We start from the raw sequence: 19393 nt of genomic DNA, 5'->3' as shown, positions 1-19393 counted from the left end.
TTTTGAGAGAAGAAGTATTTTTAGTGCAGAAGAAGGATAGTGGCGGAATACAGCCAGTCGTTTGTATATTTACCTGCAATGGTCTATTTTTAAGGGCATGATACAGCTGGAAACATTTACTGCCGCGGATTTCGACCGTTTTATATCGTGGGTTGACAATGAAGAAGCATTGGTGCAGTTTGCAGGCCCGTTGTTTACTTACCCGTTAACCCACGGGCAATTAACCGCCTACCTGGAACAAACAAAGAAGAAACCTCTTAAAATCCGGTTACTGGAAACAAACCAGGTGATTGGTCATTGCGAATTGAATTTCGAAAAAGAAATGCCCCGTTTGTCGCGCATCCTGATAGGCGAAAAAAGCATGCGTAATAAAGGATTGGGGAAACTGGTGGTGAAGGAGATGGTTAATAAATTATTCAGCACTACGGAACATACGGCCGTTGACCTGAATGTGTTCGACTGGAACCACAATGCCATTGCATGCTATACACAGCTGGGATTCAGGATTAACCCGGATATGGCCAGTACTACAGTGGTAGGCGGAAAAATATGGCATACGCATAATATGGTGTTACAGAAAGCCGACTGGCAGATGCTGTAATATTTCCTACTTTAGCAGTTGGGCCGGCATGTGCCGCCACCCGTAAACAGAAGCCGATCAGCATGGAAAAACCAGCACTCACTTCACCAGGTTTGGTGAATGAAAATCTCGAAAAACTTGCCGCCCTCTTCCCGGATTGTGTTGTAGAAAGTGCTAACGGTAAAGTCATCGATTTTGATTTGCTGAAGCAGGAAATCGGCCATGCCGTAGTGGAAGGGCCCAGAGAAAGATACCGCCTGGAATGGCCCGGGAAGCGTGCTTCCATTGCCGCCGCTAATCTGCCGGCCACACAGGTGCTGCGCCCGGTAGAAACGGATTCCCTGCACTTTGAGGAAACAGCGAATAGCTATATCGAAGGAGATAATCTCGAAGTATTGAAATTGCTGCAGCAAAGCCATCTTCATAAAATAAAAATGATTTACATTGATCCGCCCTACAACACCGGGCGAAACTTTGTATACCGCGATAATTTTACACAAAACAATGGAAACACGCTGAACGGCGCGCCGGATGAACAACCGGAGGCCCACGCCAACTGGCTTTCTATGATGTATCCGCGGCTGAAGCTGGCCGCTGCTTTGCTGCGCGAAGACGGGATCATTTTTATTTCTATCGACGACAGGGAGCTGCCAAATCTCCGCAGGATCTGTGATGAAATTTTCGGAGAGATAAATTTTGTGAGTTGCCTGCCACGCATCACAAAAAAAGCCGGTAAGTCAACTAACATGATCGCCAAAAATAATGATTACGTGTTGTGCTACCGTAAGTCGCCCTACGCCCGCTTTAACGCCTGTACATTTGAAGCGCAGGGATACGTCCACTCCGATGAATATGAACCGGAAAGAGGTAAGTATAAATTAAATCAAACGCTGGACTACAGCTCCATCCAGTATTCGGCCTCCCTGGATTATGAAATTGAGATAGAAGGACAGGTGTTAAGACCCGGAAACGCCACCCGGGAAGAGATGTTGAAGCGGCAGCAGCGTAATCCCCAAAGCGATTTTTGCTGGAGATGGAGCAAAGCGCTATATGAATTTGGATTAAAGAATGGGTTTGTAGTGTTAAAGCAATCGAGGCACGGCTATCGCATTTATACCAAAACATACGAGAAAGCTACTATTTCCAAAGCAGGCAGCGGATATGCGGTGGAAATGAAAGAAAGGACCAAAGCCTTCACCAGCCTTGATTTTATCGATAACCGGTTCTCGAACGATAATGCCAAGAAAGACATGGGCAAATTGTTCGGGGAGAAAATATTTGAATATTCAAAACCAGTATCACTGATCAGTGAACTGATTGCCCTGGCTACCTCCGCAGATGATATTGTACTGGATTTCTTTTCGGGATCTGCCACCACAGCGCATGCGGTATATTCACTGGCGGCACACACCGGTGTACAGCGGAAGTTTATCCTGGTGCAGGAGCCTCAGCCTACCGCTGAAGACAGCGACGCTTTTCACGCCGGCTACAAAAATATTTGTGAGATAGGGAAGGAGCGGATCCGGAGAGCCGGTAAAGCAATAAAAGAGGAAACCGGCGCCAGTTTCGACGATGGTTTCCGTGTATATAAGTTGGAAAATCCGGATCAGTAGTTATTTGGAAAGAATATAAAATATTTCAGTAGGAGAAATCCGCTGCCACTTATTCACCGGGTGATATTTAATATTCCAGGAGAATATTTTAGACAGGTATTTATCTATAAAAAGATAAAACGGGTATTCATAAATAGGTTTTGCCAGCAACTTCTCTGTTTTCCTGACAAGGAAGGAAGTCATGGTGAAAAAGTGATTTTTCTTTACGACTTTGAATCCTATCTCCGGAATATTTTTCCGGAAATATTCATAAGGAATGCCTCTTTCCCATTTGGTAAGTCCCTGCCTCGTTTCGCGCCAGTCGCCCATACTATTCACCGGTTCCTTCAGCAGTAAATGCCCACCCGGCTCCAGGCAGCGGTACATTTCCCTGAGCACATTTTTTACGTTGGGAATATGATGAAGCGTATCGAAGCAAACGATCAGGTCGAAATAGTTATCAGGAAAATCTATTTTACCATCTACATTCGGTTTTTTGTAAGTTACTTTCACCTGCCCGATGGTATCGGATACCAGGTTATCGGAGGGTTCTAAAATATAGAGACTTTCTATTTGCGAACTGATAGGTTTAAATTCATGACCAAAAGCAGAGCCGATGCCCAGTACTCTTTTAAATTTTTTTTCCGGAAGATATTTGAATCCAAAAAGCTGGTTAACCCGGTGATAGCCGTAATGATAATCCTTATACCCGGATACAAGCCCCGCGTAGCCCTCTTTTTCATCATCGTACCATTGCCTGATTTCATCCAGGGTAAAATCATCCCCATGCAACACCTCCCCGGAAAAATATTTCTCCATAAATTCATTTATTTAGAACAAGATATAAAAAAAATCATATAAATACCTAAAAGCTACCGCCAAAATAGTGCCTGTTAAAGCGGCGTGATCAGTACTTCCGCCGTTTGTTTCTTTATTCCGTTATATTTGATGTGGTATGTCCAATTGCTGCCATTCCATTTGTTATAAGGTATATTATCACACTTAAAACTTAAAAAGATGGAAGAATTTATGCTGATTTTCAGACACGAGGATGGCACCAAAGTAGCCTCCCCGGAGCAAATCCAGGTTTGGATGAAACAAACGATGGACTGGATCGGGGGCATTGCCGCACAAAACAAATTCGTGGAAGGTAATGGGTTGCCTTTTGCCGACAGCAGGGTGGTACATCATAATAACGTAGTCACCAACGGGCCTTTCGGCGAAATAAAAGAAACCATTGGCGGGTACATTATTGTAAAAGCGGAATCGGTAGAGGAAGCGGTGGAGTTTGCAAAAGGAAGCCCGGTGTTACAGGGAGATGGTAATACCGTGGAAGTAAGGAAGGTGGACCGTCACTAAAAACTATACAGGCCCCTGTGCAACAGGGGCTGTTTTCATGTATGGCACAAGCTGAATTAATACCACATCTGTTCCGTACAGAGTTCCGGAAAATAACGGCGGTGCTCTGTAAGGTTTTTGGCATCGAACACCTGGAAGTTGCCGAAGACATTGCCAGTGAAACTTTTTTGTCGGCGATGGAAACCTGGACCTATAAAGGAATTCCGGAGAATCCAACGGCATGGCTATACCTGGTGGCAAAAAATAAAGCAAAGAATTATTTTCAGCGGAATCACCTGTTTGCGGCAAAAATTGCCAGCCAGGTAAAATATACTGCTTCCGGCAGTGAAGAACCGGACATCGACCTGTCTGATAAAAATATCACCGACAGCCAGTTGCAGATGATCTTCGCCATCTGTCACCCCGGCATTTCAAAAGAGGCGCAGATAGGGCTTGCACTCCGCATCCTGTGCGGGTTTGGGATTACAGAAATTGCCAACGCTTTTTTAACCAATAAGGAAATTATTAATAAACGTTTATTCCGGGCGAAAGAAAAACTGCGGGAAGAAAAAGTGCAGATGGAATTTCCGGGGAAAACAGAAATTAAAAAACGCCTGGATACCGTACTCACCACCCTGTACCTGCTTTTCAACGAAGGATATTATTCTGAAAGCCAGGATGTGGTATTGCGGGAAGACTTTTGCCTGGAAGCCATGCGGCTCACTTACCTGTTGCTGGAAAATCCTTCCACCAATACACCGGAGGTAAATGCGTTGTTTGCCCTGATGTGTTTTCATGCATCGCGGTTTGAGGCGCGCCGGAATGAGAACGGTGAAATTATCCTGTACCAGGATCAGGATGAATCGCGCTGGAATGAAACGCTGATCGCCAAAGGCGCATGGTTCCTGCATGAAGCTTCCGGCGGGGAAAAGCTTTCCCGGTATCATCTTGAAGCTACCATCGCTTACTGGAATACACAGAAGCAGGATACACCGGAAAAATGGGAGAGTATCCTGCAACTGTATAACCGTTTGCTGCAGATCTGCTATTCGCCGGTGGCGGCATTGAACAGAACGTATGCATTAGCAAAAGCCAATGGAAAGGAAGTGGCCATCGCAGAAGCAGAAAAGCTGCAGCTCACGGATAATCATTATTACTTTGTGTTGCTGGGAGAATTGTATACAGATATTGATAATACCCGCGCCGTTACCCATCTTCAAAAAGCTTTATTACTCGCTAAAACGGAAGCGGATAAACGAACTATTCAAAAGAAAATGGCCCGGCTGGAGGCGGTATAAGCCGGCTCAGGAAAAGTTCTGCGATATTTGTTCCAGGTATGTTTCAATAGGCACCGAATTTCTCAGCGCCATCAGGCCGTTGCCGGAGTTACCGATAACCGTCCGGAATTTATTGCTTTTCCTGGTGGCAAGGTCGAAGAGTACTTTTACAATATCCAGTGTATCATCTTTCAGACTCCTGTCCGCTGTTTCAAACAGGTGTTTCAGTTTGCGGGTAAGATCATCATACACTGTGATGTCGGGGTTTACATTCCAGACAACATTGTTGATAAAATTGTTGTCCGTAGAACCGCCCTGCTCAATTAAGCGCAACTCTATATTAAGTGGTTTCAGCTCATAGTACAGTCCTTCTGTAAGCCCCTCCAGCGCGAACTTCGACATATTATACAACGATCCCAGTGGTACGGCTGTAGTAAGACCCATAAAGGAGCTCACATTGATAAACATACCACCGCCGTTGTTACGGAAATGCGGCAGAAATGCGCGGATAATATTAATGGGCCCGCGCGTGTTTACGGCAAACTGCCAGTCGATATCCGCTTCCTTTGCCAGCTCCAGCGCGCCATAGGCGCCCATGCCGGCGTTGTTAATCACCACATCAATTTTTCCGAAAGCATTGATGGCATCCTGTGTGGCCTGCTGCACTTCAGCAAGATTGGTAACATCCAGCCGGAATATTTTGATGTTGGAGTATTTTGTCAGATCTGTTTCCTTTTCCGGGCTGCGCATAGTGGCCGCTACGTTCCAGCCCTGTTCTGCAAAATAACGGGCGCTGGCCTTTCCTAGTCCTGAACTGGTGCCGGTAATAAAAATAGTTTTGTTCATGATGCAATTATTTATGACACAAAACTATCGGTAAATTGGTATAACTTTGTTACCAGTATCACAGAGTATACCAAAAAAGGATAGTATGGAAAAAGTCATCCAGCCAAGAAATCAACAGGCAGAATTAAAAGCATTGCAGGATACAATTTATGTAGTAGGCGGTAAATGGACCTTACCTATTATTAACTCCATTTGCAATGGCAATAGGCGTTTCAGGGAAATAGAACGCAGCATACCTGGTATCACTACGCGCATGCTTTCCCGCGCATTGAAGGAGCTGGAACTAAATAACCTGGTAGTGCGTACCGTATATGACGAATCGCCGGCGTTGGTGGAGTACACCTCCAATGATTATTGCAAAACATTAGGACCGGTTATCCAGGCCATGATTAATTGGGGGCAACAACATAAAAATAAGATCCGGTCAAAAAAGTAATGTAATGTGGCGCAATCAGCTGCCGATACGCAGCGCTTTTGAAAATGCGCTTGTAATGGCGGCATTATCCCTTCTCAGGATCGTTGCATTCACCATCATACGCGAAGCGCCGTAAGGCTGCGGCTGACCCACAATTATCCCTTTCTCATCTCGGAGCCATTTAGCCGTTTTTACGGTATCTATCTGTTTATCAAAATGCAGGTCGAAGATATTGGTACCTCTTTCCCGTGCAGCTATTTTGATGCCGCTAATGTTGTTCAGTTCTTTAAAGAGTGATTGCGCCTTCCTGATGGATTCCTGTAGTACACTGTCGATGTTCTGCAGGTGATGCAGCGCCATAGCTGCATTCCCCCAGTTGGTGAAAATGCCGCCGCCGTGTACTTTCAGCAGGTGAGGCATTTTATCGATTACTTTCTTTTCACCGCACAGGATAGCGCCGCCCTGTGCGCCGAGGTACTTATAAAGACAGAGATATACCGTATCAAAGTTTTTCGTATAGTCGATCACTTTATTCCCGGTGAATGCGGCGGATATATGCAGCCGTGCGCCATCCAGGTGTGTTTTTATGCCTTGTTCCCGGCAATAGGCAGTGATAGCGGTAATATCTTCCAAAGGAAAAAAAGTATTGGTAAATCTTCTCACCGGCGTTTCTATGGATAGCGCGCCTACCGGGGCTTCAAACGCTTCCTCTGCTTTATGCCAGCTGATGGCCTGTTTCAGTTCATCTAACGTAAAAGTGGCCTGTTCTTTTCCCAGCGGGATCAGTCTTTTGTTAAACACCGTTTGCGCAGCGTCGGCCTCATCACGGTACACGTGGCTGCTTTCCTGTACGATCACCTTGGGATTATCGCCGGAAAGCACCTGCAATGCCAGCTGGTTGGCCAGTGTACCGGATGGCATATATATCGCTGCTTCCTTGCCGGTTATCTCGCAGCATTTATCCAGCAGCTCTTTCAGCGTACCATCGGTGCCGTAAAAATCCCTGGTGATAGGATGTTGTTGCTGGATAAGTTGAAGTTGTTGTATATAATCTGCCGGCCTGTAAAAAATACCGTCGTTGATAAAATAGATCCTTTCACTGTCTTTGTCGGGATCCATGTTGTCATGATGAGGCGTTGCTCCGGATACCAACGGGAAAGCACCTGCTAATGCGCTGAGGGAGGCTGCTTTAAGGAAATTTCTGCGTTGAATATAGGCCATAGACAGTTTATTTTTACAGGGAGATGTTTACCTGTTTATCCGGTAAATATAACAAACGCCGCACCTTACTTTTCATTGTGCGTTATTGCTTTTTTATATGCTTTCTGCAGGGATACCTGTTGTATTCATATATTTTCAGGCAAAGGAAAACACCGGCAACAATATTACCGGACCGGTTGTTAAAACAAAAGAGAAACATCATACGATCATGAAAAATATCCTGCTTTTTCTATTGTGCTTACCGCTTTTTACTTTCGCCCAGCGGGAGAAACTGTTGTATGGTTACGCTTATGGCATGATCCACGACGGCAGCGGCGGTGGCGGGGTGACCGCTAATGTAGAGTTGCTGAATCATATCATTAGTGTTGGGCCTGGCGTGGAGCTTACTTCTTACAATGACCATACGCTGATCCCGGTATTTGCGGATGTGAAGATCAAACATCGTTTCGGGCGTATTGATCCCTACATCACCGGGCAGTTCGGGCGGAATGGCTATAATGTAACCCGTACTGCGGAGGTTCCGTCAGGCGCAGGGCAGGAGTCGGTTACTTTCAATGAGTCCGGTAAATACTTCTATGGAGCCGGCGCCGGTGTTGCCTGGCACTTTAATAAGATAGGCGTGTTCGCTTCTTATATTTATCGCGGATACAAATACCGGTACCCCGACAAGATAGCGGAAGAAGATCACAGCGTTGTGTTCGGCGAAAAATCTGTAAATGCAAATGTGTTTGTCGTAGGCATTGTATTTTGAAGCAGGTGCCTGCTGTCCCAGTTAAAAATTACCGGCTTAAAATATCGGAAAGCTGTTGTTGCTTGATCTTCTCAATTTGCCGCCTGTGCCGGAGTATGTGAACAATGGCGTGTTCGGCCATTTGTTCTATATCGTATACCTGTCCCCAGCCGGCCTTTATTTTCAACGCGTTGTCCATTTGTTCCAATTCATCATCTTTAAATGCTTCGAATACTTTTTCTGTGAAGATGAAAACATTGGTCAGGTCTTCCATGTAGGCGTTTATGGTAAGATGAAATGTTTTGACAGGCCGCGTCAGCTGGGGGCCCCGGAGGTTGTGAATGCTGGTGGCATAGCCATAGCCGGAGTTGACTACATGCGACAATATGGTTTGAACCGACCGGCAGTTTTCGTCGGCCGTATGTGGATCGGTGATGATGGTGAGTGCGTGATCGGGTATGGTGCTGATCACTTCTTTTAAGTCTGAAATGGCTTTTTCATATTCATCAAGCAATGCACCGATGGCGCCTTGTCTGAAAGGTTTTGTCATATTTATCATGATGGTCTTGTCAAAAATAGGATATTCACCTGATACTGGTGAAAAAAGCTACATTTACGAATGTGGCTTTTTTGTGCGGACAGGCCATAAATCCCAGAAAAACTTTCCCGAAAATGTGATTTTTCTGTTATTGGTGCGAATAATTAAGAAATAGCATTCAACGAATGAATTCAACTGATCTGTTTCTTGCTGTTCTACAAACAAATAAGGGTATTATTTATAAGATTGCCCAATCTTACTGCCAGGATGCAGAAGAGAGGAAAGATCTTGTCCAGGAAATCATTACCCAGTTATGGCGGTCATTTGGCAGCTATACCGGCCAGGTTAAGTATTCCACCTGGATCTATCGTATTGCGTTGAATGTGGCTATTTCATTTTATCGTAAAGGAACCCGTCGCAAACAGGCTTCCAGTCCCTTGTCTGAAGATATCCTGCATATCGTGGATACCAATGTCAAAGACGAAACAGCGGAAAATATTGGTTTTCTGCAGCGCTTTATTGCCGAGCTGAAAGAGCTGGATAAGGCACTGATGCTGCTCTATCTCGAAGAAAAAAGTTACCGGGAGATAGGGGAAATCATGGGGCTGTCGGAAACCAATGTAGCTACTAAAATCGCAAGGATCAAGGGCATCTTAAAACAAAAGTTTTCGTCCATCAAAACGTAACAAAAATGGAAGACAAAGAAATGATTCATCTCTGGAAAACGTATGACAAAAAATTGGAAGAAACACTGTTGTTTAACAAGGAAGTGGCTGCAGATATTACCCGGATAAAGGTGCAGCACTTTATTGCTTCAATGAAGCCCATAAAGATGTTTACCATCATTGTGGGGATTTTATGGGTCGCCTTTGTGGACACGCTGATCATTAATTTTTTTCATGTTGCCAGCCTTTTTTTCCTGGTTTCAGCAGGGATCCAGGTGTTGCTGACACAAGTGGCCATTGTTATCTATCTGTACCAGCTGATCTTAGTGCACCAGTTGGATATTGATGAGCCGGTACTGGCTGCACAGGAAAAATTATCCCAGTTGAAGGCATCCACGCTTTGGGTGGCACGGTTGCTTTTCCTGCAATTGCCGGTATGGACTACCTTTTACCTTACGAAGGATATGTTGTTGCATGGCAATACGGTACTTGTATTGATCCAGGTATTGGTAACGGCCGCCTTCACCTATCCTGCTGTATGGCTGTTTCTTAATATCCGGTATGAGAACCGGGAAAAGAAATGGTTCCGCTTAATTTTTAAAGGAAAAGAATGGGATCCGATTATAAAATCGATGGACTTGCTGAGGCAAGTGAGAGAGTATAGAAGTGCCGGATGATGGTAGCTTACCGGTAAGGCCGGTCCACAAACCTTTTGAGGCTAAAAGGAACCGGCCCTGCATTTGTAAACTGGAAAATATTAATAATCCGACCGCTTTTTCGCTTCTTCCTTCGCCAAGTCCAGCAACGAATTTTTGATCACCTTTATATAAGCGTCTTTTGTTTTGTCGCTATAGGAAAACGACTGGAGGTATTGTGCATAATCCTTCCCCTCGTAGTTCAGTTTCTTTGCCAGCAGGAGCCAGGTATCCTGGCCGGCCTCTTTCCCGAAAATATGAATAATGGTAAGGGTATTACGTGTTAGCAGCGCAGCCAGGTAATCCTTGTGTTCCTTTGAGGTGTCTTCTTTTGCAGCGAGATCTGTCATCACTACTGCGCCGAGGTCAACACTGTTCGCATCATATACCGGCTGTGGACTATCATCGGCTTGTTGCAGGCTGTCCCTTCTCTTATAATAAATATCCTGTGTCTCTTTCATGGCGGCTTCTGCTTTCTGCAGCTTTTTGGCATCAGCCTTTTCATTTCTCAGTGTAACAGCTGCCTTCTTTATCAATGCCAGGAATTGCGCCTGCTTAACACTGTCTGCCTGTTGCGCGAAACAATTGCCGGTAACAAAAAATAAAATGATGGCAGCTGTGAACGCGGGAAATATATGCCGTTTCATAAGATCAGGGTATCTTTTTTTAAGACAGACAAATATATAATATATTATGTATATGGCGTTTCGGTTTAAAAAAATAACCTTCCGGCAGATTTTATTAATAAATTTACTTCCACAACCATAATTTACTAATCAAGGAAATTTATCCTGATTTCATTGATTCACATATGAGGGGTTTCGGAATTCATGAGGATCTGCCAGGAGAGCAGGAGTTGCTGCATCGCGTAGCTGACGGTGACAGCACGGCCTTTGCCATATTGTTTAAAGCGTATAAGAAAAATTTGTACACCACTGTTTTACATGTAACCGGCAGTCATGAGATGGCCGAAGATGTATTGCAGGAGGTATTTATCAAGGTGTGGATGCACCGGGAGCGACTGCCCGGCATTATTAATTTCCCCGGATGGCTGTATAAAGTGGCCGAGTATGCCGGCTTCAAAGTGATCCGCAATAACCGCCGTATAGCAAGCGGGCTGCATGTTTTATCCAACGATCCGTTAACTCTGCCGGAAAAAGATCCCGTTGATATTTTTATTGAGAAAGAATATGACCAGTTGCTGGAGGCCGCCATTGCGCAATTGCCGGAGAAACAGCAGCTCACTTACCGGCTCATTAAACAACAGGGACTGAAAAGAAAAGAGGTGGCAGCACGACTGTCAGTGTCACCCGAAACCGTAAAATGGAACCTGGACCAGGCCAACCAGTCCGTCCGTAAATATTGCATGGCGCACATGGGACTTACCCTGGCTTTTATGCTGGTGAACGGCCTGCAATAATTTTTTTTCGTCCTTACCCCCCAATTGTTATTCCCGTGGCTCTTATATATATGATTCACAGGAAAGGCCGTAAAAATCATACTGTTTATCTGCCTGATGAAGCAGGGTTACTCGGGAGAATTGCCAACGGAGACACCGCTGCCTTTGCCATGGTATTTGCGCATTACAGGAAACAACTGTATACCACCATCTATCACCTCACGGGAAGCCGCGAACTGGCCGAAGATGTGTTGCAGGAAGTTTTTATGAAGGTATGGTTGCACCGGGAACGGTTGCCGGTGATCACACATTTCGGAGGGTGGATTTACCGGGTAACGGAACATGCCGGTTTTAAAATGATCCGGGAGTTGCGCAGAACCGTCAGCGATCCGCAGTCACAAGCGGAAACGGACAAAAAAGATCCGCTGGACCTCTACATCGAAAAAGAGCTGGATACCTTGCTGGATGAAGCCGTAGCCCGGCTGCCGGACAAACAGCAACAAACTTATAAGCTGATAAAACAGGAAGGATTAAAAAGAAATGAAGTGGCCGATCAGCTCCTGGTGTCGCCCGAAACTGTGAAATGGAACCTGGATCAGGCGATGCGATCGATACGGCGGTTTTGCCTGGCAAAGCTTTCCCATTAAAAACATACACCTAAGAAATTGAATGATGGAACTACCAGATAATATAGCTGCTTTATATCACCGTTGCATCCAGGGCGCCGCTACCCCACAGGAACACGCGGAATTCCTGCAGTATCTGCAGCAGCCCGGCCACGAGGATATTTTGCGCGAAGTATTGCGCCGCGGTTTGCGGGAACACAAACCGCTCACAGACCTGCCACCGGAGCGGGAAGACGTGGTGTGGCAGGCTATCATGACTGCCACCGGTGCCACCCCTGCTGCAACACCGGTGTATCGCATGACCTGGCTCCGGATGGCTGCGGCGGCCTGTATAGCGGTATTGCTTGGCATAGGTGGCTATACCTATTACCGTTCGCTGGAACGCAGGCCAATGGCCGTACAAACGCCACTGGCGCCGGGTGGCAACAAAGCTATACTCACGCTGGGCAATGGCAAAGTGATTACACTGGATAGTATCAGCAACGGCCAAATTGCCGGTGAAAATGGCGTGGTTAAACAAAACAACGGCAAACTCGCCTATGCAGCCGATCCTTCGGGAGCTGTTACCATGCATGTGCTTACCATCCCGCGTGGCGGACAATATCAGCTGCAGCTGTCTGATGGTACGGAGGTATGGCTCAACAGCGCTTCTTACATCAGGTATCCCAACCGTTTTGATGATAAAGAAAGGAGTGTGGAAATTTCGGGAGAAGCATACCTCCGTGTGGCTAAGAATGCCACGAAACCTTTTATCGTTGTTTCCAAAGGGCAGCGTATCGAAGTACTGGGAACGGAATTTAACCTGATGGCATACCCCGACGAAGCAGCCATCAAAACCACGCTGATAAACGGCGCCATCAGGGTGATACAGCAGAGAGAACAGAAAATATTAAAACCCGGGCAACAGGCAGCAGTAACAAATGGCGCACCCGGTATTGTCATAACCACACCAGACCTGGAAGAAGTGCTGGCCTGGAAGGAAGGCAAATTCCGTTTTTATAATACAGACATTGCCACCATCATGCGGCAGGTGGCCAGGTGGTATGATGTAGAGATCGTATACCAGGGACAGCTGCCGGGCGAAGAATTTTACGGCGCCATTCCGAAAAGCGAAAACGCCACACAAATCCTGGACGTCCTGGAATTAACACACAAAGTACATTTTGAAATAAAAGGGAAGAAGATCATCGTTATTCCCGGTCCTAGAAAAAATTAAACCAACCAGTCATTGTGAATGAAAATATATAAATAAACCGTAGTACATCAACCAAAAAAAATCCGGAAATGGGGAAAACATTTCCGGATAACAGCAGGACTTAAACGTAAAACCAAAATCGCTTTTCAGCATTACTTTAACATCCAAACCGGTACAAAGATATGAACTTAATTGTACATGGCAGTCCCATGCCTGATGGTATGCCACTTAAACTGACCAGATTTATGAAGGTATGTTTCTTTGTTTTTACAGCAGCATTACTTCTTAGCGCCAATGCTTACGCACAAAAGATTACGATCACAGGACGGAATTTATCCCTGGAGAAAATTTTCAGGGAAGTAGAAAAACAAACAGGATATTCTGTTCTCGTCAGTAAAGAAACACTGAAGAAATCCAAATCTGTAAACCTGAATGTAAAAGATGCCTCCCTGGAGGATGTATTGGATCAATGTCTTTCAGAACAACATCTTACCTGGGAAATAAAAAATAAGGTGATTGTGATTACCCCCGAACAACCTGCTGCAATGGCGCAACCGGTAATGGTGGAGCCAGTGCCTTCCAACCCGGGCAGGATTTTCAGCGGGCGGGTAGTAGATGAACGCAAAAGACCTATTGCCGGCGCCACCGTTCACGCTGATGTATCCGCCGACCGTTTGCAGATGTCTTTTACAGACGAAAAGGGCGTCTTCATTTTATCTGAAGTAGAACTTCCGGTGGTGAAGGCCCGGATTACCGGCGTAAATATAGAACCCTGGACCGGCGAGCTGAACATGGATGAACAGCAACATACCATTGTCGTAAAAAGTAAAGTGTACCAGCTCTCCGATGTAAAGGTGATTGTTAATACCGGCTATCAGAAACTCGATAAAGAAAGGGCCACCGGCTCCTTTGGTAAGCCGGATATGGAGATTGTTGCCAAACGTACCGGCAGCATGGATATCATGCAAAGACTCGATGGACTGATCCCCGGATTAACCCTGGCAGTGGGCGCCGATTATGATGTAGATTCCCGCAACATGAATGGAAATGGCGTTACCACCCGGAGAAGTGTGATCAGGGGAAAAGGCACCGTTCAGCTGAACACAGATCCGCTGTATGTGATCAACGGCATGATCGTAAACGATTTCAGTACGCTGAACCCCGATGATATCGAGAATATCACAGTATTGAAAGACGCCGCTGCTGCCGCCATTTATGGCGCCAGGGCAGCCAACGGCGTAATAGTACTCACCACTAAATCGGGGAAAAATAATCAACGGCTCACGGTTGGCTACAACGGCTTTATTAACTTCCAGGGTAAACCCAACTACAGTTATATCCCGGTGATGAACAGCCAGCAGTTCATTGCTACCGCAAAAGAATTATTCGACCCCATACAGTTTCCGTGGAATACCTTGTATGATCAAACCATTCCGCCGCACGACCAGCTGATGTATGATCATTACCGCGGACTGATCTCTGACGCGCAGTACAACAAAGGAATGGACAGCCTGGCGTCTATCAACAACCGGCAGCAGATCCTTGATCTGATGGTTCGCCCGGCGTTTACCACCAATCATACCGTTTCTGTGAGCGGTGGAAATAACGTGTATTCATTTTATGGATCATTGGGCTATACTATGTCGCAGGATAATATGCCGGGAAATAAAGACAATAGTTACAAAATAAACCTGACGCAAAATCTTCAGCCGAATAAAAATATCAGGATCTCTGTAAATGCCTCTCTCATCAACAGCGTACAAAGCTCAAAGAACCAGATGGCAGCTGCTCCTTATGTGTTGCCCTACCTGCTGCCCAGGGATGCATCCGGGAAAAACGTGGCAATGCCATTTATGTCTGGCTGGTCAGATTCCCTGCGGCTCGATTACCAGGCGCGCAGCAGGATCAATATGGATTATGTACCGCTCGATGAAACGGATTACGCGCATAGTGAAAGGAATACTATTTTCATTAACCTTACCGCCAACGCAAACATCAAAATCTGGAAAGGATTGAGTTTTGATGGTACCTATGGTTATGTGAAATCTCCGGGTACTAACAACTATTTTAGTGATAACAGGGCGTTTTCTCAGCGGCAGCAGCTCCTGGGGTTTACCATAGCGCCTACTGTCAATTCCACACCTAAATACCTGGTACCCACTACCGGCGGCACTTTCATGGAGGGGCACAACGATCAGCGCAACTGGACCGTACGGAACCAGCTGGTATACACTGCAGAACCCGGACAGGGCCGGGATCACCTGATGATACAGGTAGGGCAGGAGGCACAGGAACAATTCAACTTTTCCACCACCAGTACTTTTTTGGGATATGATGAAAAACTGGGCACCTACGGGATGGTTGATTATGCCACCCTGAGCCAGGGTGTAACAGGTACGGTTAGTGGTTACGGCTACCTGCAGCGCCCATACTTCGTTAACCAAACGCTCTCCCGTTTTACTTCAAAATTTGCACTGGCCAGTTATACTTTTAACGGAAAATATAGTGTAGATGGAAGCTGGCGGCAGGATCACAGTAATCTTTTTGGCAGCGATGTTTCTTCGCAGAATAAGCCGATATGGAGTTTTGGCGCTAAGTGGCAACTGGCAAAAGAGCATTTTTTCAAACCCATCACATGGGTCGATAACCTTAGCATCAGAACCACCTATGGTATCACAGGGAATTCGCCCTACGTGGGGTCTGCATCAAGGAATGATATCCTGAATGCGAGCCCCCAGGCTATTAGCGGCGGAATAGCCGGTGATGCATTAGGCATTCAAACTACTGCCAATAACAAACTTGCCTGGGAGCATACTGAAACCATTAATATCGGTATAGATTATTCCCTGCTGAAAGGAAGGATCAGCGGAAGTATTGATATGTACCGCAAAACCACCTCCGACATGTTGGGCAACGTTTTCCTGAATCCATTTACCGGGTATAGAAGTAGCCTGGGAAATATCGGCAAATATTCCAATAAAGGCTTCGAATTGAATATCACTTCACAGAATATCCAGGGAAATGGTTTGAACTGGTCCACCACATTTATATTCAGCTATAACAAAAATAAGCTGCTGGATTTTGAAACGCTATCCGCCTATGCCAATACCGGGGATTATAAAATACAATCGTTCTATTATATCGGTTATCCCGCCGGACCTGTTTTCGCCTACACCTGGGGCGGACTGGATAATATGGGCGACCCGCAGATAAAACTCAGCGATAAATCCATTATCAAAGATCCCTACTACCAAACAAAGAATGAGGATATCAAATATATGGGTACCACCATTCCCATTTTCAATGGCGGGTTCTCCAATACCTTTCGTTACAAGGGCATTTCACTGTCGGTGAACATGATTTATAACATGGGCAATGTGATGCGCACTGATGCTGCCATTATCACCTCTGACCGGATAGGACAATATGCGTCAGGATTTATGTCCGGAAATCTGCCCAGCTTTTTCCTGGACCGCTGGAAAAAGCCGGGAGATGAAGCTATCACCAATATGCCTTCCTATGTAGCCAATCCATCTGAAGGCTATACCCGCCGCAACATGAACTACTATAACAGGGCCGATATCAATGTAGTGAGCGCCTCCTATATCAAGATCAGGGATCTTACGCTTAATTATGAACTGCCTGCTTCCTGGCTGAAACCTTTGAAGGTACAGGAACTGAGCGTATACGGACAAGCCACCAATTTTATGGTGTGGAAAGCCAACGATCTTGGTATTGATCCGGAATACCACGACATGCGGCAGGGAGGCAGGACCACGCCTCCTTTTCTGCATAGCTACAGCCTGGGCGTAAACCTTACTTTATAAGTGAACATAAATTGAACAGATCATGATAAAGAAAATAATTTGTCCTTTCTTATATATAACGCTGCTCTTTTCTTTTGTTGCCTGCAAAAAGGATTTCCTGGAAGTAGTGCCGCAGGGGAGCCAGGTAGCTACCACCACCGACGACTATGATAAGCTGATGAACAACCCCTGGTTTTATATGAGTGACATTTCAGGGTGGCAGGAAGCCGTATCAATGGGCGATGAAACAGGCGCAGAAGCAGCTTTCCTGAACAGGGGCTCGGTATGGATGCCGCGGCTTTTTCAATGGGCCGACAGCATCTATAAGCCTGGCGATGAACTGTCGTACCCTTTCTTATTACGGGAAGGACTGGAAAAGATGTACCTGCTCAACAAGATCATCGCAGAAGTGATGGAATCTTCCGGCGGATCAGATGCACAAAAGAAACAACTCCTCGCTGAAGCAAAAGCTACCCGCGCCTGGATAAATTTCCAGTTTATCAATTTTTACGCAAAACCCTACGACGCCGCTACTGCCGCTACAGATATGGGTTTTCCGGTTATCGACAAAGCGGATATTACCGTGCGGGAGTTCAGCCGCGGCAGCGTACAGGGTAGCTATGATTTTATTATTAAAGACCTTACAGAAGCACTGGCGGATGTACCCGTGCGCCCCAGCATTGTGACGCGCATGTCCAAACCAGCGGTGGCCGGGCTGTTGGGCAAAGTGTATATATTTATGGGCCGCTATACGGATGCGTTGCCATTACTGAATAATGCCTTCACCGATATTGCTGCCAACGGCGCACCGGTGCTGTATAACTACAACGTGGAGTTTGCACCGGGCGGCGCATTCCTGCCCATCGATCCAACTTTCGGCCCGCAGGGGCCGGGCGTTAACCGCAATGACACCAGGGAAGCAATTCTTTCTAAAGTTTATTACAATGGTCCGTTCCGGGGGAATATGTTTGGCACCGACGGACTGGTACTGATGCCGGCCACCGCAGCCTTGTATGGGCCTCATGATCAGCGCCTGCTGCTGTATACCAACAAAGATATGGATGGTAACCTCAACCCTGGCGGCAGGTTGCGTAAATATGGTATTACCTGGTCGCGCTTCGGATTGCAATTGCCCGAACTGTACCTGCTACGGGCAGAGTGCAGGGCCAGGACAAACGACCTGGGCGGCGCAGTTGCAGACCTGGAAACATTAAGAAGGAACCGCATGCCATCGGCTGATGCGCCGGTGCCGGCAATCATTGCAGGCAACCAGGTTGCGCTGATAAAATACATCATCGATGAGCGTATCCGTGAATTTGCACAGGAGGGATACCGCTGGTTTGATATGCGCAGATTATCGGTAGATCCCATTTTCAGCGGTAAGCCGATCACGCATACTTTGTACAACACCAATGGAACAACTACGGTCATTACACTGAAGCAGCCCAACCGCCTGGTGATGAAAATACCGCCCTACTTTATACAGAACAACCCGGGTATGCCCGATAATCCATAATTCAATAAAAAAACAGACCAACACGATATGACCAGCATTGTAAAGCTTGAGCGCCTGTCTCATAAGTATAGCAGCTCATGGGCGATCCGTGATATCAATATAGAGATCAGCAAAACCGGTATCGTCGGACTGCTGGGATCTAATGGTGCGGGTAAGTCCACCACCATGAACATCCTTTGCGGCGCCCTGAACCAAACAGAAGGGAATGTATATATCAATGGAATCAACATGCGCGAAGATCCGCAGCTCGCAAAAAGAGAGATCGGTTTTTTGCCACAGAACCCGCCGCTGTACATGGATCTGACGGTAGATGAATACCTGGGTTATTGCGCAGGATTAAGACAGTTGCCAAAAGACAGAATGAAACCAGCCATAAAAGAAGCCAAGGAACGTTGCGGCATCGACCACTTCAGCAGCCGGTTGATCCGCAATCTTTCCGGTGGCTACCGGCAGCGCGTAGGCATTGCACAAGCCATTGTTCACCGTCCCCGCCTGGTGGTGCTGGACGAGCCTACCAATGGCCTCGATCCCAACCAGATCACGGAAGTCCGCTCCCTGATCAAAGAAATTGCACAGGACCGGGCCGTTATCTTTTCTTCCCACATTCTCTCTGAAATACAATTGCTCTGTAAAGAAATCAAGATGATTGAAAACGGAAGGATCGTATTCTCCGACAGCATGGACGCATTCAACAACTATGTGGAACCACACAGTGTAATGATGCACCTGGAAAATCCGCCGGCTGCTGCCGAGCTGTTGAAAATAGATGGGGTTACCAAAGCCGATTTTCTTACAGAACGGCAAGTGCGCCTGTATTTCAACGGCAACCAGGATATCACCGAAAAGCTGATCATCGCCAGTGTGCAGAACGGATGGAGGCTGCGCGAAATCAATCTCGATAAAACAGCACTCGATGAGATCTTCAAACAATTATCCAGTCAATCATCTCAATAA

The 19393-nt window shown here is 46.3% G+C and carries 19 protein-coding genes; 14 read left to right on the top strand and 5 right to left on the bottom strand.

Annotation, left to right across the window (positions count from 1 at the left end):
• Nucleotides 1–97 precede the first annotated feature (97 nt).
• Both B5Z18_RS05810 and B5Z18_RS05805 read left to right on the top strand, forming a co-directional pair.
• The gene (locus tag B5Z18_RS05810) at nucleotides 98–601 is read left to right on the top strand and encodes a GNAT family N-acetyltransferase (RefSeq protein WP_143313501.1); all 504 of its coding nucleotides are present in this window, start codon (nucleotides 98–100) and stop codon (nucleotides 599–601) included.
• A 62-nt stretch (nucleotides 602–663) separates the two neighbouring features.
• Nucleotides 664–2193, top strand: a complete 1530-nt coding sequence (locus B5Z18_RS05805; protein ID WP_079468436.1) for a site-specific DNA-methyltransferase — start codon at nucleotides 664–666, stop codon at nucleotides 2191–2193.
• Here the strand turns inward: B5Z18_RS05805 and B5Z18_RS05800 are convergent, their stop codons facing one another.
• A complete protein-coding gene (locus B5Z18_RS05800) occupies nucleotides 2194–2991 on the bottom strand; it encodes a class I SAM-dependent methyltransferase (RefSeq protein ID WP_079468435.1) in 798 nt (265 codons plus the stop codon). It lies immediately after the preceding gene.
• Nucleotides 2992–3189: 198 nt separating this feature from the next.
• Between B5Z18_RS05800 and B5Z18_RS05795 the strand changes: the two genes are divergently transcribed.
• Complete coding sequence (locus B5Z18_RS05795) at nucleotides 3190–3531, top strand: YciI family protein (protein WP_079468434.1); 342 nt, start codon at nucleotides 3190–3192, stop codon at nucleotides 3529–3531.
• 41 nt (nucleotides 3532–3572) lie between these two features.
• Nucleotides 3573–4808 (top strand): RNA polymerase sigma factor, encoded by a 1236-nt coding sequence (locus B5Z18_RS05790; RefSeq protein ID WP_079468433.1) that lies wholly within the window; start codon nucleotides 3573–3575, stop codon nucleotides 4806–4808.
• Nucleotides 4809–4814: 6 nt separating this feature from the next.
• On the opposite strand, the gene B5Z18_RS05785 is transcribed toward B5Z18_RS05790, so the two are convergent.
• A complete protein-coding gene (locus tag B5Z18_RS05785; protein ID WP_079468432.1) occupies nucleotides 4815–5633 on the bottom strand; it encodes an SDR family oxidoreductase in 819 nt (272 codons plus the stop codon).
• Nucleotides 5634–5718: 85 nt separating this feature from the next.
• Between B5Z18_RS05785 and B5Z18_RS05780 the strand changes: the two genes are divergently transcribed.
• Nucleotides 5719–6069 carry a winged helix-turn-helix transcriptional regulator gene (locus B5Z18_RS05780; protein ID WP_079468431.1) on the top strand — a complete coding sequence of 117 codons (351 nt, stop codon included), beginning with the start codon at nucleotides 5719–5721 and terminating at the stop codon, nucleotides 6067–6069.
• Nucleotides 6070–6084: 15 nt separating this feature from the next.
• Here B5Z18_RS05780 and B5Z18_RS05775 read toward each other — a convergent pair whose 3' ends face one another.
• Nucleotides 6085–7269, bottom strand: coding sequence for a threonine aldolase family protein (locus B5Z18_RS05775; protein ID WP_079468430.1), 1185 nt, complete (start codon nucleotides 7267–7269; stop codon nucleotides 6085–6087).
• Nucleotides 7270–7366: 97 nt separating this feature from the next.
• On the opposite strand from B5Z18_RS05775, the gene B5Z18_RS05770 reads away from it, so the two are divergent.
• Complete coding sequence (locus tag B5Z18_RS05770; RefSeq protein WP_143313500.1) at nucleotides 7367–8020, top strand: hypothetical protein; 654 nt, start codon at nucleotides 7367–7369, stop codon at nucleotides 8018–8020.
• 28 nt (nucleotides 8021–8048) lie between these two features.
• On the opposite strand, the gene B5Z18_RS05765 is transcribed toward B5Z18_RS05770, so the two are convergent.
• Nucleotides 8049–8549, bottom strand: a complete 501-nt coding sequence (locus B5Z18_RS05765; protein ID WP_079468428.1) for a DinB family protein — start codon at nucleotides 8547–8549, stop codon at nucleotides 8049–8051.
• 173 nt (nucleotides 8550–8722) lie between these two features.
• Here B5Z18_RS05765 and B5Z18_RS05760 point away from each other — a divergent pair, with 173 nt between their 5' ends.
• Both B5Z18_RS05760 and B5Z18_RS05755 read left to right on the top strand, forming a co-directional pair.
• The gene (locus B5Z18_RS05760) at nucleotides 8723–9223 is read left to right on the top strand and encodes an RNA polymerase sigma factor (protein ID WP_079468427.1); all 501 of its coding nucleotides are present in this window, start codon (nucleotides 8723–8725) and stop codon (nucleotides 9221–9223) included.
• 5 nt (nucleotides 9224–9228) lie between these two features.
• On the top strand, nucleotides 9229–9879 hold the full coding sequence (locus B5Z18_RS05755) for a hypothetical protein (RefSeq protein ID WP_079468426.1): 651 nt from the start codon (nucleotides 9229–9231) through the stop codon (nucleotides 9877–9879).
• Nucleotides 9880–9959: 80 nt separating this feature from the next.
• On the opposite strand, the gene B5Z18_RS05750 is transcribed toward B5Z18_RS05755, so the two are convergent.
• Nucleotides 9960–10544 (bottom strand): hypothetical protein, encoded by a 585-nt coding sequence (locus B5Z18_RS05750; protein ID WP_079468425.1) that lies wholly within the window; start codon nucleotides 10542–10544, stop codon nucleotides 9960–9962.
• 164 nt (nucleotides 10545–10708) lie between these two features.
• Here B5Z18_RS05750 and B5Z18_RS05745 point away from each other — a divergent pair, with 164 nt between their 5' ends.
• The 6 genes from B5Z18_RS05745 (at nucleotide 10709) to B5Z18_RS05720 (ending at nucleotide 19393) form a co-directional block, all read left to right on the top strand.
• Complete coding sequence (locus B5Z18_RS05745; RefSeq protein WP_079468424.1) at nucleotides 10709–11317, top strand: RNA polymerase sigma factor; 609 nt, start codon at nucleotides 10709–10711, stop codon at nucleotides 11315–11317.
• Nucleotides 11318–11367: 50 nt separating this feature from the next.
• Complete coding sequence (locus tag B5Z18_RS05740) at nucleotides 11368–11943, top strand: RNA polymerase sigma factor (protein WP_079468423.1); 576 nt, start codon at nucleotides 11368–11370, stop codon at nucleotides 11941–11943.
• A gap of 25 nt (nucleotides 11944–11968) precedes the next feature.
• Nucleotides 11969–13138 (top strand): FecR family protein, encoded by a 1170-nt coding sequence (locus tag B5Z18_RS05735; RefSeq protein WP_159454207.1) that lies wholly within the window; start codon nucleotides 11969–11971, stop codon nucleotides 13136–13138.
• Nucleotides 13139–13299: 161 nt separating this feature from the next.
• Nucleotides 13300–16944, top strand: a complete 3645-nt coding sequence (locus B5Z18_RS05730) for a SusC/RagA family TonB-linked outer membrane protein (protein WP_079468421.1) — start codon at nucleotides 13300–13302, stop codon at nucleotides 16942–16944.
• Between the two features lie 22 nt (nucleotides 16945–16966).
• Nucleotides 16967–18439 (top strand): RagB/SusD family nutrient uptake outer membrane protein, encoded by a 1473-nt coding sequence (locus B5Z18_RS05725; protein ID WP_235015878.1) that lies wholly within the window; start codon nucleotides 16967–16969, stop codon nucleotides 18437–18439.
• Nucleotides 18440–18466: 27 nt separating this feature from the next.
• On the top strand, nucleotides 18467–19393 hold the full coding sequence (locus B5Z18_RS05720) for an ABC transporter ATP-binding protein (protein ID WP_079468420.1): 927 nt from the start codon (nucleotides 18467–18469) through the stop codon (nucleotides 19391–19393).

The sequence above is a fragment of the Chitinophaga ginsengisegetis genome, assembly GCF_900168065.1.
Classification (GTDB): Bacteria; Bacteroidota; Bacteroidia; order Chitinophagales; family Chitinophagaceae; genus Chitinophaga; species Chitinophaga ginsengisegetis.
Note: the sequence above shows the minus strand (reverse complement) of the source record. Positions and strands in the feature narration are given on the sequence as shown.

What these genes read in the sequence shown, in the direction of transcription:
- B5Z18_RS05760 (WP_079468427.1), top strand. Translation starts at nt 8,723, where the DNA reads ATGAATTCAACTGATCTGTTTCTTGCTGTTCTACAAACAAATAAGGGT.
- B5Z18_RS05780 (WP_079468431.1), top strand. Translation starts at nt 5,719, where the DNA reads ATGGAAAAAGTCATCCAGCCAAGAAATCAACAGGCAGAATTAAAAGCA.
- B5Z18_RS05735 (WP_159454207.1), top strand. Translation starts at nt 11,969, where the DNA reads ATGGAACTACCAGATAATATAGCTGCTTTATATCACCGTTGCATCCAG.
- B5Z18_RS05770 (WP_143313500.1), top strand. Translation starts at nt 7,367, where the DNA reads ATGCTTTCTGCAGGGATACCTGTTGTATTCATATATTTTCAGGCAAAG.
- B5Z18_RS05810 (WP_143313501.1), top strand. Translation starts at nt 98, where the DNA reads ATGATACAGCTGGAAACATTTACTGCCGCGGATTTCGACCGTTTTATA.
- B5Z18_RS05790 (WP_079468433.1), top strand. Translation starts at nt 3,573, where the DNA reads ATGGCACAAGCTGAATTAATACCACATCTGTTCCGTACAGAGTTCCGG.
- B5Z18_RS05755 (WP_079468426.1), top strand. Translation starts at nt 9,229, where the DNA reads ATGGAAGACAAAGAAATGATTCATCTCTGGAAAACGTATGACAAAAAA.
- B5Z18_RS05800 (WP_079468435.1), bottom strand. Translation starts at nt 2,991, where the DNA reads ATGGAGAAATATTTTTCCGGGGAGGTGTTGCATGGGGATGATTTTACC.
- B5Z18_RS05730 (WP_079468421.1), top strand. Translation starts at nt 13,300, where the DNA reads ATGAACTTAATTGTACATGGCAGTCCCATGCCTGATGGTATGCCACTT.
- B5Z18_RS05775 (WP_079468430.1), bottom strand. Translation starts at nt 7,269, where the DNA reads ATGGCCTATATTCAACGCAGAAATTTCCTTAAAGCAGCCTCCCTCAGC.
- B5Z18_RS05720 (WP_079468420.1), top strand. Translation starts at nt 18,467, where the DNA reads ATGACCAGCATTGTAAAGCTTGAGCGCCTGTCTCATAAGTATAGCAGC.
- B5Z18_RS05745 (WP_079468424.1), top strand. Translation starts at nt 10,709, where the DNA reads ATGAGGGGTTTCGGAATTCATGAGGATCTGCCAGGAGAGCAGGAGTTG.
- B5Z18_RS05795 (WP_079468434.1), top strand. Translation starts at nt 3,190, where the DNA reads ATGGAAGAATTTATGCTGATTTTCAGACACGAGGATGGCACCAAAGTA.
- B5Z18_RS05765 (WP_079468428.1), bottom strand. Translation starts at nt 8,549, where the DNA reads ATGACAAAACCTTTCAGACAAGGCGCCATCGGTGCATTGCTTGATGAA.
- B5Z18_RS05805 (WP_079468436.1), top strand. Translation starts at nt 664, where the DNA reads ATGGAAAAACCAGCACTCACTTCACCAGGTTTGGTGAATGAAAATCTC.
- B5Z18_RS05785 (WP_079468432.1), bottom strand. Translation starts at nt 5,633, where the DNA reads ATGAACAAAACTATTTTTATTACCGGCACCAGTTCAGGACTAGGAAAG.
- B5Z18_RS05750 (WP_079468425.1), bottom strand. Translation starts at nt 10,544, where the DNA reads ATGAAACGGCATATATTTCCCGCGTTCACAGCTGCCATCATTTTATTT.
- B5Z18_RS05740 (WP_079468423.1), top strand. Translation starts at nt 11,368, where the DNA reads ATGATTCACAGGAAAGGCCGTAAAAATCATACTGTTTATCTGCCTGAT.
- B5Z18_RS05725 (WP_235015878.1), top strand. Translation starts at nt 16,967, where the DNA reads ATGATAAAGAAAATAATTTGTCCTTTCTTATATATAACGCTGCTCTTT.